This is a genomic window from Paenibacillus sp. FSL K6-1558 (assembly GCF_038002565.1).
Taxonomy (GTDB): domain Bacteria; phylum Bacillota; class Bacilli; order Paenibacillales; family Paenibacillaceae; genus Paenibacillus; species Paenibacillus polysaccharolyticus.
This window is the reverse complement of record NZ_JBBOCV010000001.1, coordinates 3,811,475-3,825,598: the sequence shown is the minus strand read 5'-3', so window position 1 is coordinate 3,825,598 and position 14,124 is coordinate 3,811,475. Positions and strand designations below refer to the sequence as shown.

General features: G+C 45.4%; 16 protein-coding genes and 1 riboswitch. Of the genes, 1 reads left to right on the top strand and 15 read right to left on the bottom strand.

Going from position 1 to position 14,124, the window contains the following annotated elements; genetic code table 11:
* Window positions 1-132: 132 nt before the first annotated feature.
* The 11 genes from spoVG to MHI38_RS16415 form a co-directional block, all read right to left on the bottom strand.
* Window positions 133-417, bottom strand: coding sequence for a septation regulator SpoVG (gene spoVG / locus MHI38_RS16465; RefSeq protein WP_017691372.1), 285 nt, complete (start codon window positions 415-417; stop codon window positions 133-135).
* A 188-nt stretch (window positions 418-605) separates the two neighbouring features.
* The gene (purR, locus tag MHI38_RS16460) at window positions 606-1,433 is read right to left on the bottom strand and encodes a pur operon repressor (protein WP_090924607.1); all 828 of its coding nucleotides are present in this window, start codon (window positions 1,431-1,433) and stop codon (window positions 606-608) included.
* Window positions 1,434-1,530: 97 nt separating this feature from the next.
* Complete coding sequence (gene ispE / locus MHI38_RS16455) at window positions 1,531-2,385, bottom strand: 4-(cytidine 5'-diphospho)-2-C-methyl-D-erythritol kinase (protein WP_154892105.1); 855 nt, start codon at window positions 2,383-2,385, stop codon at window positions 1,531-1,533.
* A gap of 148 nt (window positions 2,386-2,533) precedes the next feature.
* The gene (locus MHI38_RS16450; RefSeq protein ID WP_090924606.1) at window positions 2,534-2,710 is read right to left on the bottom strand and encodes a small, acid-soluble spore protein, alpha/beta type; all 177 of its coding nucleotides are present in this window, start codon (window positions 2,708-2,710) and stop codon (window positions 2,534-2,536) included.
* A 212-nt stretch (window positions 2,711-2,922) separates the two neighbouring features.
* A complete protein-coding gene (gene veg / locus MHI38_RS16445; RefSeq protein WP_154892094.1) occupies window positions 2,923-3,198 on the bottom strand; it encodes a biofilm formation stimulator Veg in 276 nt (91 codons plus the stop codon).
* A 198-nt stretch (window positions 3,199-3,396) separates the two neighbouring features.
* Window positions 3,397-4,293, bottom strand: coding sequence for a sporulation peptidase YabG (yabG, locus tag MHI38_RS16440; RefSeq protein WP_090924604.1), 897 nt, complete (start codon window positions 4,291-4,293; stop codon window positions 3,397-3,399).
* 57 nt (window positions 4,294-4,350) lie between these two features.
* Window positions 4,351-5,253, bottom strand: coding sequence for a 16S rRNA (adenine(1518)-N(6)/adenine(1519)-N(6))-dimethyltransferase RsmA (rsmA, locus tag MHI38_RS16435; RefSeq protein ID WP_373323338.1), 903 nt, complete (start codon window positions 5,251-5,253; stop codon window positions 4,351-4,353).
* A gap of 4 nt (window positions 5,254-5,257) precedes the next feature.
* Window positions 5,258-5,803, bottom strand: coding sequence for a ribonuclease M5 (rnmV, locus tag MHI38_RS16430; protein WP_090924602.1), 546 nt, complete (start codon window positions 5,801-5,803; stop codon window positions 5,258-5,260).
* A gap of 155 nt (window positions 5,804-5,958) precedes the next feature.
* Window positions 5,959-7,143, bottom strand: a complete 1,185-nt coding sequence (locus tag MHI38_RS16425; protein WP_090924601.1) for a 3D domain-containing protein — start codon at window positions 7,141-7,143, stop codon at window positions 5,959-5,961.
* Between the two features lie 269 nt (window positions 7,144-7,412).
* Window positions 7,413-7,666, bottom strand: a riboswitch (cyclic di-AMP (ydaO/yuaA leader).
* A gap of 241 nt (window positions 7,667-7,907) precedes the next feature.
* Window positions 7,908-8,675: a TatD family hydrolase gene (locus MHI38_RS16420; RefSeq protein ID WP_154892095.1), complete on the bottom strand. Its 768-nt coding sequence runs from the start codon at window positions 8,673-8,675 to the stop codon at window positions 7,908-7,910.
* A gap of 377 nt (window positions 8,676-9,052) precedes the next feature.
* Window positions 9,053-10,330: an HD domain-containing protein gene (locus MHI38_RS16415; protein ID WP_154892096.1), complete on the bottom strand. Its 1,278-nt coding sequence runs from the start codon at window positions 10,328-10,330 to the stop codon at window positions 9,053-9,055.
* A gap of 328 nt (window positions 10,331-10,658) precedes the next feature.
* On the opposite strand from MHI38_RS16415, the gene MHI38_RS16410 reads away from it, so the two are divergent.
* A complete protein-coding gene (locus MHI38_RS16410) occupies window positions 10,659-10,913 on the top strand; it encodes an AbrB/MazE/SpoVT family DNA-binding domain-containing protein (protein ID WP_017691383.1) in 255 nt (84 codons plus the stop codon).
* A gap of 234 nt (window positions 10,914-11,147) precedes the next feature.
* Here the strand turns inward: MHI38_RS16410 and rsmI are convergent, their stop codons facing one another.
* From rsmI to MHI38_RS16390, 4 genes are all read right to left on the bottom strand, one after another.
* Window positions 11,148-12,032 carry a 16S rRNA (cytidine(1402)-2'-O)-methyltransferase gene (gene rsmI / locus MHI38_RS16405; protein ID WP_154892097.1) on the bottom strand — a complete coding sequence of 295 codons (885 nt, stop codon included), beginning with the start codon at window positions 12,030-12,032 and terminating at the stop codon, window positions 11,148-11,150.
* Window positions 12,033-12,812, bottom strand: coding sequence for a tRNA1(Val) (adenine(37)-N6)-methyltransferase (locus tag MHI38_RS16400; protein ID WP_154892098.1), 780 nt, complete (start codon window positions 12,810-12,812; stop codon window positions 12,033-12,035). It lies immediately after the preceding gene.
* A gap of 75 nt (window positions 12,813-12,887) precedes the next feature.
* Window positions 12,888-13,256: an initiation-control protein YabA gene (locus MHI38_RS16395; RefSeq protein ID WP_090924596.1), complete on the bottom strand. Its 369-nt coding sequence runs from the start codon at window positions 13,254-13,256 to the stop codon at window positions 12,888-12,890.
* 28 nt (window positions 13,257-13,284) lie between these two features.
* Window positions 13,285-14,085 (bottom strand): PSP1 domain-containing protein, encoded by an 801-nt coding sequence (locus MHI38_RS16390; protein WP_090924595.1) that lies wholly within the window; start codon window positions 14,083-14,085, stop codon window positions 13,285-13,287.
* Between the last annotated feature and the right edge of the window lie 39 nt (window positions 14,086-14,124).

Here is a 14,124-nt window from a genome sequence, read left to right as displayed (position 1 = left end):
CTGCTACCGAACGCAGGATGCGCTCCGGTTCTCTTTTGAATAAACTCAATACTGAATATATCTTATTCCGATCAAAAAGAAAAGAGAGCCATAAGACATGGCTCTCTTTTCCTTCGAACCCCAATAATGTTCTCAGGCACCTTCTTCAATGACTTCTTCCTCAGTAGCTGCACGATCGTACTCAGTTAATACTGCTGCCTGAATCTTCTCACGCGTACCAGAAGAGATCGGGTGGGCGATATCACGGAACTCTCCGTCAGGAGTCCGCTTGCTCGGCATTGCAACAAACATTCCGTTGTTACCATCGATGACACGAATGTCATGAACGACGAATTCGTTATCGATGGTAATGGATGCGATAGCTTTCATTCTCCCTTCCGAGTTAACGCGGCGGAGTCTGACATCCGTAATTTGCATGTGTGTGTTCACCACCTTTTTCCATCAGAACTTGGTGTATAATTCCACACAGCCTATACGAACTCCTTCTTTTCACGACCATAAAAATATCCTAATTTCAGGAATTTTTTTATTTAATACACAATTCGACAACGTTAGTGCCAGGTCGATGGAAAAGAACCTTTCCCGACATGTAATTCGTCATTATTCTACAGGTCGAAATAGTTACCCGGCGAGACAGAAATGTGTCTGCTCTTGGCATCAACCGCTGTCAGCTTCGCGAGAGATACATAATCCGTCAGCAGACGCTCCTCTGAATCTACCGAACCCGATTCCACCAACACGCCAACTCCCGCCACCGTTGCATTGAACTCTGCAAGCAGATCAATCATGCCTTGAACGGTACCTCCGGCTTTCATGAAATCATCCACGATCAGTACACGGGAATGCTCTTTCATCGCCCGGCGAGATAGGGACATGGTATGCAGACTTTTGTGCGATCCCGATACATAATTAATACTTACGGCTGATCCTTCCGTAGCCTGATGGTCCCTGCGAACGAGTACAACAGGAAGGTTAAGCTGGGCTCCAGTCGCATAAGCTAGCGGGATGCCTTTGGTTTCCACCGTCATGACTACATCAATATTCATATCGCCAAAAGCCGTTGCAAAGATTTTGCCCGCTTCATTCATCAGGGCCGGCTGTCCAAGAAGATCTGACATATACAGATACCCTCCCGGTAAAATCCGATCCGGCTGCGCAAGCTGTGTAGACAGCCGCTCAGCAAAAGCAAGAGCATGTTCTTCCGATACTTTCGGAATCCACTTCACCCCACCAGCAGCTCCTGCCAGCGTATGCAGTTCTCCCGACCCACCTTCTTCGAACACTTCCTTGATAATAGCCAGGTCCTCGCTAATAGACGACTTGGCAGCACCATAACGTTCGGCAAATGTGGTGAGCGGAATCACCGTATGTGGTCTGGATAATAAGTATTGCGTCATTTCAACCAGCCTTGCGCTTCGTTTTAACTTCTTCACAGAGATCCATCCTCACGATCACGGAAACATCCAAATCCGAATAATTATTTAAAAATATACCACCTTTATACGTGTTTGTACATTATAAATAGTAAATTTACGTTAACAACCGTACAGCGTATACCTCTTTGCAGAACCCCCGAAGTCCGTTATAAATACGTGCAACTTTGGCTTCTTTGGACACAAGTCCAAATACCGTTGGTCCACTGCCAGACATCAACACTCCGTCTGCTCCAAGACGAATCATCGCATCTTTGAGATGCTGCACTTCCGGATACAGCTTGAGCGTCACATCCTCCAGCACATTACCCAGCTGACTACACACCTCTGTAAAGGATTGGCTTCGAATCGCCTGCTCCATTCGGGATGCACTTGGATGCCGAACAATCTTGTCACTGCGGAATCGTCCATATACATCTGCTGTGGACACATTGATTGGGGGTTTGGCTAAAATAACCCAGCACTGAGGCGGATTAGGAATCGGGGTTAACTTCTCCCCCCGCCCTGTTGCCAGTGCAGTGCCGCCTGTAATACAGAACGGAACATCCGAGCCCAGTTCTGCACCAAGCTCTTGCAACTCCTGATCCGGTATATTCAGCCGCCATAGACGGTTTAATCCACGCAACGTTGCGGCTGCATCACTGCTACCGCCGGCAAGGCCAGCAGCTACCGGAATTTTTTTATCCAGATGAATGTGGACCCCTGTACGCACGTTGTAACGTTCTTTAATTAGTCTTGCCGCCTGAAAGGCCAGATTCTTCTCATCCAGCGGAATATAACCCGCTTGGCTTGAGATGACAATCGTATCTCGAGGAAGTTCCGACATCTCCAGTCGATCCGCCAGATCAACCATCGTCATGATCATTTCAACTTCATGAAATCCATCACTTCTTTTATGTAGAACATCCAACATCAAATTAATTTTAGCAGGCGCTTTTTCGTAAATTTTCAAGACGTTCACCCGTCCTCACCTTTTCCCTAAGACAACTTAACATATTATATCAAAATGGGGCTGTCAAGTCATTTGTATTCCACATCTATGGGGAAAAAGCGGGGTGATTCCTGAGAATTGCCCCGCTCTCCAATCTGGATGAACCTGATTATGATTTGCGCGCTGCTTGCTCAGCCATTTGAATCGCTCGTTTCACCATGTTACCGGCATCCTTGGCTTTAATTCCGCCCCAGCCTTCCTGCTGAACGGTATCATAGAAGCCCAGGTCCTTCGCCAGCTCGTACTTCAGTTCCTCCGACATGACACTTCTTCTTCTCCGACTCATGAACCATCCTCCTCCATATCTTATTCAAGACACAATGAGTCCCTTCAATTCGGGATTGTTCATCCCCAAGCCCCAAGTCCTGGTATAACATCCCCGTCTTAACAGAGAGCTTTCCCAGGACCTGTCCACATAGTATGCCGCCTGCATTCCGTAGTCATTCCTGCATACAAAAAAGCGACCCACCTATAGGTGAATCGCCCGTAAACCAATGCTTACGTTTCCATGTTGTAAGAGCTAGTCTCACTGCCCGGCTCAAAGACCATGACTTCCACAGACTCCGTAAGTATATCCGCATAGCTGTATGATACTCGCTTGAAGGTTTCTTGTTCCTCATCAAGCTTTACAATAAAAACAGAAGGGTACGTTTCTTCCAATACACCCGTACGCTCAATCGTCTTACGGCGGCCACCATTAGCCCGCAGCGTGATTTTCTGACCAATATGTGCATCGAGATTGCGTTTGATATCCAACAGCGTATTTTTAGCCATTGTGGACGTCCACCTCTTTTCTTGTCCATTATACTGTATTTTACAGTCATTGTCAAATCAAAGCTAAATATTATATCAGCACTAAAAAGTCGTTGTCAATGAATTTTTTCGCAAAATAAAAAAGCCCTTTTCAGGGCCTTTTTCGAATCGCAATGTGAACTTCACATGACTTCATTATTGTACTGCCACATGAATAAATCATACTGCGGATGGATTCACTTTTAGCGTAGACAGATCATTAAGTCCCGGCAATCCTACCCGGTAACTTCCCTTCGTTTCCACACCGCCTACACCTTGAATGCCGCTAATCGTGTTATGCAGTATATCATTCATGTTCAAGGTATCACGAACAGACGTGAAGGAAGCCTTAGCAGCCACGTAGACCGGATCAAGTGCATGAATGAGAATTCGCCCTGGCGAACTAGCAAAGTTCGCACCCGCACGCAGCAGTGCTTCAAAGTGAGACTGGCATGCTCCTGCAATAATCGTCAGCGCATCCAGATGACGCTCGTATTGCCTTGCAACTTGAATAGCCGAGACAAAGTTTTGCGAATTCTTATAGCTCCCCAGACTGTAGAGGTCATAGGGCTGGCGTGTCTTTAACACACCATCATGACCCGTGATCACAACGATATCCGGACGAACTTTGGGTAGCAGACGATATAACGTATCAGCCATCGCTGACTCATGTACATACTGCCCTTCTGCAGGAACACGAAGCTGTTCATACAGATTCATACTTTTCTTCAGATAATTCGGGTCGCCATCCAAATGCAGTACCTTACCTGGCATTTCAAAATAGGCGGGTTCTTGCTGTGCAGTCCATTCTTGCATCAGGCCTTCCCGATTACGCTCAGCCTGCTCCATGCGATTCTGCTGCAAGCGTGAGAGCGTCTGATGAGCTTTAATATGTGCCTGGCGTGTCTTAGCGCTCTGTGGTTCATAAGGAACCTGTATCAAATCGTTCACCGGGGAGTCTGCCAGCAACCGGAACTCAGTCCCTTTAATGACCGCAGCGTCCGACTGGAGTCCTTCTACCCGGAAAGTCACATCGCCGCCGTATGACTTCCGAACGACCAAGTCTCCGATATTCATCACCATTATCACCTCTACCCCATCGTATGGGCAGAGACCCGGATTGGTTCATTGAAATTAAAGCTCGCCGCGAACCCCAGCTTCCCACATTACGGTGCTAAGGGTTGCATACTCCTGTAGACTCAATGTCTCACCACGCCGTGAAGGTTGAATACCTGCCTGCTCTAACAGGATGTCTGCCTGTTCTCTGTTCTCCTTGGTGAAGAAACGAGCTTTGAGATTATTGGAGATTGTTTTTCTCCGCTGGGCAAAAGAAGCCTGTACCACCTCGAAATAGTGTGCTTCGTTCGGAACCTGTACTGGTGGGTGCTCACGCACCTTCAGTTTAATTACCGCCGACTCTACATTAGGCTGTGGGATAAATACAGTAGGCGGCACCACACAGACCAGTTCGGGCATACTGTAATACTGCACGGCGATGCTTAGGCTACCATAATCTTTGGAACCTGGTGCAGCCGCCATGCGTTCGGCTACTTCCTTCTGTATCATGACCACAATGCTATCCACTGGCAACTTTTCCTCCAAAAGCTTCATCATGATCGGAGTCGTTACATAATAGGGCAAGTTCGCTACTACACTTACCTTATCAACGGAGGCAAAGTCCGTGGCAAATAGTTCTGCCAAATCCAGCTTGAGTACATCTCCATGGTGAACGCGCACGTTAGGGTATGGTTCCATCACTTCTCCAAGAATCGGTAACAGGCGCTGGTCAATCTCAACCGCTGTAACAGGACCCGCTATACGCGCAAGACGCTCTGTAAGTGCTCCGATACCCGGACCAATCTCCAGCGCTCCCTTGGACTCGTCCAAATCAGCCGCGCCTACGATTTTGTTCAAAATATTTTGATCGATCAAGAAGTTCTGACCCAGACTTTTTTTGAAAGAGAATCCATGCTTTTGAATAATTTCTTTGGTACGTTTGGGTGTTGCTATTTCAATGGTTTGCTCCATATCCTTCATATGCTCACATTCCTTCACGTTCGATTTGCGCTAATGCAGTGGAGAACTCTTCTCTTGTAATCTGAAATACACTCAGCCGTTTATGGAACTGCTTGCCGTTACAATACCCGATACCAAGCAGATTACCCATCTCCATACGTCGTGCGGCTGCTTGCGGGTGTATGATCAATCCTGCTTCAATGAGGTCCTCCCAATCGATTAGACTAGGTGCGCCCTCATAGGATGTGTGTACGCGAGCAAGTGCATGACGAATAGCTTCCGGTGAAGCATTCTCTACTCCGATATCTCCTTTGCGCGTTGCATCCGCCTCTGGAATGAACGCATGTTTGCAACCAGGAACCTTATTGGCAATAATTTTACGGATACGCTCTCCCGCATGATCCGGATCCGTCAGGATAATGACGCCACGTCTCTCTTGAGCAAGTGCAATTCGCTTCAGAATACGCTGATTAATGGCAGAGCCTCCGGTTTCAATCGTATCCGCTTCGACCGCCCGACGAATCGCTACCGTGTCGTCACGACCCTCCACAACAATCACTTCTTTTATCATGTTCCTTTTCTTCCTTTCTAACGCAAAAAGAAGAGGAATATCCTCTTCTCTGCCAAACGGCGGAGGAGACTGAATTCAGACCCCTCCGCCGCATATTCCGCATGAATCATTCATGCAACTATTTTATAGCATTCCCATTTCAAAGTAAAACGATTTTAGTTCGCTTCCGGCTTAACTGGACCAATCACATAGACCGTTTTGCCTTTTTTACGTCCGAAATTCAGGGCGTGCTTCACACTGTCATAATAAACGTCAATTTTGTTGCCTTTAATAGCGCCGCCTGTATCTTCCGCACGACGGAAGCCGAGGCCCTCAATGTATACCCACCAGCCGATTGGAATGACCTTGGGATCAACTGCAATGGTGCGCCCCTCCGTTACACGAGTACCGGAAGCTGTTTTTGTACCAATACCCGGCTCTTCAGAAGAGTAGGCTGTCATCGATACATTTTTCAAAACTTTAGAGTATTTAAAAGAATTCCCGGAGACCGTAATCACCTTGCTGCCCGAGGCAGATGTTTTCTTCGAGTTCGTTGTTACAGCTTTTTTGGTCGTCGAAGTTTTGGCAGATACCAATTGAACCTCAGGTTCCTTCACAACCGGTTTAGCTTTCGTACCTACCGCAATCACTTTATCTACACGATTGGTGGCAACCGTTTTACCTACCACTTTTTTGGAGACGAGTTCTCCATCTTGAAATACCTTTTCGATATGTTGCACAATTGTGCCTTCCTTGCCTTTCACTACAACACGGTTATCTCCTTGGAACAAACTTGGGTCTGCCGTTTTCACAACCTTGTAAGCAATCGGTTGTTTCACATCCACTGTATGCTTTGTTACACGCACTACACGAATCTTCATATCCGCTTTAATTGCGGTTCCGAGCGCTGGATACACTTTATCATGATCTTCAACTTGAATACCTGATTGCTGAATTACACCCTGTACCGATGAATCGGTTGTATAAAGAGTCTTGGTGTCTCCGTCTGCCGTGATTTTAACTGGAACGGCCCGCTCAATAACGATTCGGTCTCCGTCTGTAATCGCCCCATTCATGGGCATGGATACCTTGTCGTGAGGGCTGACTGTGATTGACTGCTCCTCCAGCATTTCCTGAAGCATTCCTGTACGAGTCTCTACCACTTGAGCTTTGCCGTCAATAACCAGTGAAACCTGCTTCCCGGCCTGACCGTAAACGACTAACAAGATCATGATTGCAAGCGCAATTGAGAATATCGCGATCAATGCCATTTGACGCAAGTTCTCATGCTTCCACCGCAACGCGAAAGACTTACTGGATGATCGTGACTCATGGGTCTCTTCTGGTTGGAATATGCCCACTTCTCCGTCCTCCTTCATAGCCTCGCCGTCTAAAGTAATGCATGATGTCTTTGACGCGACTATAACAATTTTTCTACAGAACACAGATCAGAGATAATGACCGGTTCTGCACCATGAACCCCTCTTCGCAACATGATGTCATCCTCCTGAATACATACCGTATGATGACAATATTTCTTTTATTCAAAACAAAAAAAGCCAAAGAAAGAGTGTAAGAGACCCTTTCGTGGCTTCCGAATGATTTTGAATATCGGAAATTCATGCACGAGGTTGCCTCTCTTTTTCCGCTTGCGAGGTTAGCTGTCGGGTTCGGGCGAAAGAGAGCCGCCCTATCTTAGGTCACCCGCTCATGGCGGACGCCCTTGAATTCACCCCGAGACCCAAAGAAGAAATCAAATACGGCTTCGCAGAACATTCCGCTGCTTTTGGGTCAGCGAACGATGCGCACCGGCTAGAATCACCGATGTTTAAGCCCTATTGGTTCCCCCGCTCTCCGTTAACGGAGACTCAGCGAGATTGATTCATGAAAGTAATGTTGTCTCATCGGAAAGTGTCCCTTTGTTCATCCCCCGAACATCTGTCCAATTTTCCGCGCAACAATTCACTGAAAAGATGATATCCTGTTTTGATGCATGTTGTAAAGCACGGATCAAGTACGTTTTTCTAAATATTTGGTTAAAATATTGTAATATTCTGCAATTATTCGAAACAAAGAGCAAATTACCTCTCTGTATCTCCCTTTTTCACCCGATTTACTCGTTTTCTTATCGAATCCCAAATCGTTCCATGGCATTTTTGGTGGTAATTGCAGCAATTTCCTCTACCGAAATGCCTTTAATTTCCGCAGCTACTTCAGCAACCAGACGTACATGCGCTGTCTCATTTCGTTTTCCACGATAAGGATGCGGTGTAAGATACGGGGAGTCCGTTTCTAAGAAAAATCGATCCATCGGAACCTTGGCGAGCACCTCTTTCGGTTGCTTGGCATTTTTGAAAGTGACCGGTCCTCCGAAGGACAGATGGAACCCTAAATCCAGACACATTTTCGCCGTTTCCCAGCTACCAGAGAAAGAATGCATCACACCTCCAACCTCACCAGCCTTCTCCTCACGTAAAATACGCACAATGTCCTCATGAGCATCCCGATTATGGATGACGATAGGCATACTCAATTCACGTGCCAATGCAATTTGTTGTCGTAATACGCGGTGCTGTACCTCCTTAGGGGAAGTGTCCCAATGATAGTCTAGACCGATTTCGCCAATTGCTACCACTTTCTCATGTTTGCACAATGATGCAATCCATTCGAGATCTCCCTCTTGCATCGTAATGGCATCCACCGGGTGCCAGCCTACAGCTGCGTGGATAAAATCATACGTTTCGGCCAGTTTGATCGTTGTTGGAATCGTCTCCCGATTAAAGCCGATATTAATCATGCGAGTAACTCCGGCCTGAACGGCCCGTTTAATCATGTCCTCTCGGTCTTCGTCGAATTGTGGTGCATCCAGATGAGTATGTGTGTCGAATAACATGCTTTCTCGTTCTCCCTTCATGTCGAAAGTCAAATGCCGATGATTTTTTCATGGGAACTCCTCTTATTCTTGTACAGGAATTCTTGCGTTTGAATTTCAAATTTATTTTTTTGCATCATTAAATGATTGGGACAAGCATCAATTTCAGTATTTTCAGTTTTAGCACTCAAGCTACTATATATAGAAGGAAAATAAAAAGTCAAATCAACATCTTGCAAGAAAAGGCGTTAGAAACTGTATAATTACTCACTCGAATTACAAAATTATGTCGATCTACACATCCTCCCCATTAAAGCAGATTACTGTATCATGTAAAATAGCTCTCTTAGAAAGTCTTTTGATATCAAAATGTTTCACCCTGCTGCATCGACTCAAGCTTATAGAAAATAGGGGCGTATATGGGACGGTAATTCATGAAGGATGGCATCCACCTTGTTTTGCGGATAGTACAGATGATGTTTGCCCAGATGAAGTCCACTGATGGAACGAACAATATCAGAAACTTCTGACAGCTCATGCAACTTGTCCTGCCGATCGAGCAGAAGAATTTGCTTATCTGTGGATTGATCTGGACGAAACACATCATACGGATTATCCGTCGGAAAATCAATTTCAAGATCGTACTCGGGATTCAATCCTGCTTGTACAAATGCTTCCCGAATCTCTTCAATGATGTCCAAGTCGATCTGTTCAAGTTCCACATACTTATATAACCTGCGATCCATAAAACGTTCGCACAACTCGCTTAGAACAGAATCGTCCTCCTTACGCCACTGCATAAAGGCTGTTTGAATTAACGATTCATCAAGCTGCAGATATTCATGAACTGAAATTTCTCCTTCAAACAGTTTGGGCAGTGGCTCTACCATGAAACGGTATGGAAAGCCTTGCTTCACAAGTTCTTTTGCCCGCTTAAAGATTTGTCGCAATATAATCTCGGAGCTACGCGTCACAGGATGGAAGTAAATCTGCCAATACATCTGGTATCGTGACATCAGATAGTCTTCCACAGCATGCATACCAGACTCTTTAACTACAATTCGTCCATGAAATGGACGCAGCATGCGCAGAATACGATCCAAGTCGATCGTGCCATAATTAACTCCTGTAAAGTAGGCATCCCTGAGCAAGTAATCCATTCGGTCTGCATCAAGCGGACTGGTTACCAGGTTCACGACAATCGGTTTATCATACGTCTTCTGGATAACGGAAGCCACTTTTTCATCAAAATCAGGAGCATACCGTCTTAGAATCGCCCCTACTTCGGTATCACCCTTGATAATGCGGCATGTCCAATCCTCATGATTCATGTCAAAAGCCTCTTCAATTGAATGAGAGAATGGTCCATGTCCGAGATCATGAAGTAAGGCGGCGCACAACGTCACCAGCTTTTCTTCCTTGGGCCAGTCCGAATAGTGGCTACGTTCAAACTGAGAGATGATTTTTCGGGTAATTTCGTATACACCTAACGAATGGGAGAACCGACTGTGCTCTGCCCCGTGAAAAGTAAGATAAGATGTCCCTAATTGACGAATGCGGCGTAGCCTCTGAAATTCAGGTGTATTGATCAATTGCCATATAATCGGTTCTTGCACATGAATATAATTATGTACCGGATCTTTAAATACTTTTTCTTCCGTCAAACGATGTTCCATTTCGATTCACTCCTTATAAATTGTTCTCTTGCCATAAAGAATAGCGCGTCCAGCTTCAATTTTCACCAACAATTCGACATGTAATGACGAATTTTGTCGAATAAAGCACTTTTGTCGTTTTCCAAATCGACAAAGCTGACATGAGTGTTTAAATACGAAAAATTGCTTTCAATCCCTTACCACCAGCAAACTTAAGAAAAACACCCTTTATTTTAAGCTAATTTTAAGGTTGACTGTTTTGGGAATCGTTGGTATGATGGGTATCATAAAACATAAAATAATGTCGAATAATGACAATGATAGTTAGCTGAGAGGAGCACTGATTATAATGATGAAATCAACAGGTATTGTAAGAAAAGTGGATGAACTGGGACGGGTAGTTATTCCAATCGAATTGCGTCGTACACTCGGTATTGGCGAAAAAGATGCTTTGGAAATCTACGTTGATGGTGAGCGCATCATGCTCAAAAAATACGAGCCAGCTTGTATCTTCTGTGGTAACGCTGAGAACGTAACTTACTTCAAAGGTAAAATCGTTTGTAACGAATGTATTTCTGAAATCCCTGCACCTGTAGCAAAATAAGAAAAACAAGTATACTGGAATTATTCAAATCGTTAATTCTAACCTTTTTATATTTCCTTATCGCCTTCCTGGTGTAATATCACCTTGGAAGGTTTTTTTCTAACTTTAAGAGCAGACACATATCTTTCACATTTTGGTGTGCTGCTCTTTTTACATTTTAAGGTTATATTAAGCTTGGTTTTAATCTCTCTTTAAGGTAATTACAACTAAATTTGGTATTTTCAAAATTTTAGACTACCCAATTAACGCATTATATACGTCCCGTTTTGCCAAACCTCGATCTACTGCTGTTTTTTTCATCGCATCTTTACGACTGTTTCCTTCATTTTCATAGTGTTCCACGTGTTCTTCCAGCGACAAAACCTGCCACCAAGCTTCCCGTTCAGCCTTACGTTCCTCTTCCCTGATTCCTTCAACCAACAAACAATATTCACCTAGAGGCGGGTGCTCTTCGAGCCACTCTATGCATTCCTTCAGACTACCTCTAACAAATTCCTCATGCCGTTTGGTCAACTCACGAGCCAGTACAATGGAACGTTCGCCCAAAATTTCCTCCAGATGCATTAACGTTTTACGAATCCGGTGAGGGGACTCATAGAAAAGCAACGTACCATTGGACTCATTGAAAGCTTCCAGCACCTTACGTATGTCCTTTTTCTCTCGTGGCAAAAAACCACCAAAGGTAAACCTTTCCGTAGGTAATCCGGATACGATCAGTGCAGATAATGCTGCATTCGGACCAGGAATCGGTATGACCGTAATTCCGGCTTCAATTGCAAGCTTTACCAGATCAGAACCTGGGTCAGAAATAGCCGGTAAACCGGCATCGCTTACCAGTGCCAAATTTTTTCCTTCTATTATATAGCGTATCAGTTCAGGGCCACTTGCCCCCTTATTGTGCTCATGATAGCTGAACAACATTGAAGGTGTAATCTCAAAATGAGTGAGCAACTTTCGCGTCTGACGAGTATCTTCAGCGGCAATAATATCGCAGGCCTGTAACGTCTTGATGGCCCGGAAGGTCATATCCTCCAGGTTTCCAATCGGTGTCCCAACCAGATATAACTTACCTGCATGTTCGGCCTGCTCATTAAAGCTTTTCTGCACTTGTAAAGACATCTAGTTTCCTCCTTCCTTCGAGCGTTCAACATCCTGCTGACCATAGTAGATCTCCATAATCTCATCACAGTAGCTTCCCTGTTCATTGTAAACAATAAGTGGCGGCAACATGCGTACCTCCGGCTTGCCATCTTTCATCGCTTCAATTAACACCATGTTCGCTTCCAGATGAGCACGCGGGTGCACCATACGAATACGTTTGGGTTCCAGCTTGTATTCGCGCATTAATGATATGATCTCACCTAGGCGTTGCGGTCTATGAACCATGGATACTTTGCCACCATTACGCACAAGACGACTGCATGCCTGGATGACTTCCTCAAGGGTACATCCGATTTCGTGACGTGCCATAGCCTGATGGGTGTTCATCTTGAGGTCACTTCCATTCAGCGGCATGTACGGGGGATTCACCGTAATGGCATCATATACTGCATGTCCTGTTTCTTTAACCAATTCGCGCAAATCTCCCTCACGAATATGGATGGACTCACCCAATTCATTCAGCTGCACACTCCGGCGTGCCATATCGGCCAATCTGGGCTGGATCTCAATGCCTTCCAGGCTTGCCTGTGTACGTGTTGTCAGTAATATAGGCACGACCCCATTTCCTGTGCACAAATCCAGAACACGTCCTCTTTTGGGCACAGAAGCAAATCGGGCCAGCAATACAGCATCCATAGAAAAACTGAACACTTCATCACTTTGAATAATTCGCAAATTATGAGAAAGCAGATCATCGACCCGCTCCGATTCCTTTAAAATTACTTCTTGGTCTGTCATAGGGTACTCTCATCCTCCGGTACGTTAAACGTTTATAACCTTGAAAAAAAACCGTAGGGAATCCCTACGGTCACTTCATTTATTCAAAAAAGACAGGCAGAACAGACAATCGCCTTCCGTCCGCAAGTGTCCATAATAGACATTGCAGATATGGAATCCTTCATGATACAGCCGAGCCAGGTTGTCATAACCCTCGCCCACTACATCTTCACCTGGAGCTGGACCCGCAGGTCTTGCGACAGGAGCAAGAGCAGATGAGATCGGCAGATCTGCTGGCGCTTCACGCTTAAGCAGTTTGCGTAACTGCTCATTTTCGATGGTAAGCCGCTGATTATCTTCCAGCAACTCTTTCACAATCATTTTTAATTCTGCTAAATCACCGTGCAACTGACCCATTTGGGTTTCCATTTCATGAATGTGCGTAAACAGATTTTTCTTTTCCAAGTTTCCACCCCGAAGCAACCTTTATGGTTTACTTGATAACGACGTCATCCAGCGGAAGTTCTTTGACTTTACTGATGTCGAACAGTTGAACATGCACCGTGCGGTTACCGGCATTAATTCCGACAACTTTGCCTTCACCCATTGAGGTGACGACCAGTTTGCCTACAGCTGGCAACTCTTCTCTCACGCTCTCGTAATTATCATGCTCAAATTTCAGACAGCACATAAGTCTTCCGCACAACCCTGAAATTTTCGTCGGATTCAGTGACAGGCTCTGATCTTTAGCCATCTTGATAGACACAGGCTCAAAATCTCCCAGCCAAGAGGAGCAACACAACACACGGCCGCAAGGCCCTATTCCACCAAGCATTTTTGCTTCGTCGCGAACACCAATCTGTCTCAGTTCAATTCGTGTCCGGAAGATGCTTGCCAGGTCCTTGACCAACTCGCGGAAATCGACTCTGCCCTCTGCTGTAAAATAAAAAATAATTTTATTGCGATCAAACGTGAATTCTACATCGACCAGCTTCATTTTGAGGCCATGGTCTCTGATTTTATTTAAACAAGTGCCGAATGCTTCTTTGGCTGCACGCTTGTTCTCATCCACCACACGGGCATCTGTATCGCCTGCAACGCGGATAACCTTTTTGAGCGGCAAAACCACATCAGCCTCGCCCACTTCCTTCTTGCCCACGACAACCTTACCATACTCAACCCCTCGCGCCGTTTCCACGATCACGCAGTTTTCTTTCTCAATGGGAAGGTCCAGGGGATCGAAGTAATAAATTTTGCCCGCCTTTTTGAAACGGACACCCACTACACTGTACAAAAAATTAACCCCCTTGTAAGCCAACCCCACTTCGTCTGA

Coding starts and splice junctions, on each gene's coding strand:
- spoVG (WP_017691372.1), bottom strand. CDS start 417: ATGCAAATTACGGATGTCAGACTCCGCCGCGTTAACTCGGAAGGGAGA.
- MHI38_RS16450 (WP_090924606.1), bottom strand. CDS start 2,710: ATGAGTCGGAGAAGAAGAAGTGTCATGTCGGAGGAACTGAAGTACGAG.
- veg (WP_154892094.1), bottom strand. CDS start 3,198: ATGGCTAAAAATACGCTGTTGGATATCAAACGCAATCTCGATGCACAT.
- yabG (WP_090924604.1), bottom strand. CDS start 4,293: ATGAATATCGGAGACTTGGTCGTTCGGAAGTCATACGGCGGCGATGTG.
- rsmA (WP_373323338.1), bottom strand. CDS start 5,253: ATGAAGGATATGGAGCAAACCATTGAAATAGCAACACCCAAACGTACC.
- rnmV (WP_090924602.1), bottom strand. CDS start 5,803: ATGATAAAAGAAGTGATTGTTGTGGAGGGTCGTGACGACACGGTAGCG.
- MHI38_RS16420 (WP_154892095.1), bottom strand. CDS start 8,675: ATGTTATTCGACACACATACTCATCTGGATGCACCACAATTCGACGAA.
- MHI38_RS16415 (WP_154892096.1), bottom strand. CDS start 10,330: ATGGAACATCGTTTGACGGAAGAAAAAGTATTTAAAGATCCGGTACAT.
- MHI38_RS16410 (WP_017691383.1), top strand. CDS start 10,659: ATGATGAAATCAACAGGTATTGTAAGAAAAGTGGATGAACTGGGACGG.
- rsmI (WP_154892097.1), bottom strand. CDS start 12,032: ATGTCTTTACAAGTGCAGAAAAGCTTTAATGAGCAGGCCGAACATGCA.
- MHI38_RS16400 (WP_154892098.1), bottom strand. CDS start 12,812: ATGACAGACCAAGAAGTAATTTTAAAGGAATCGGAGCGGGTCGATGAT.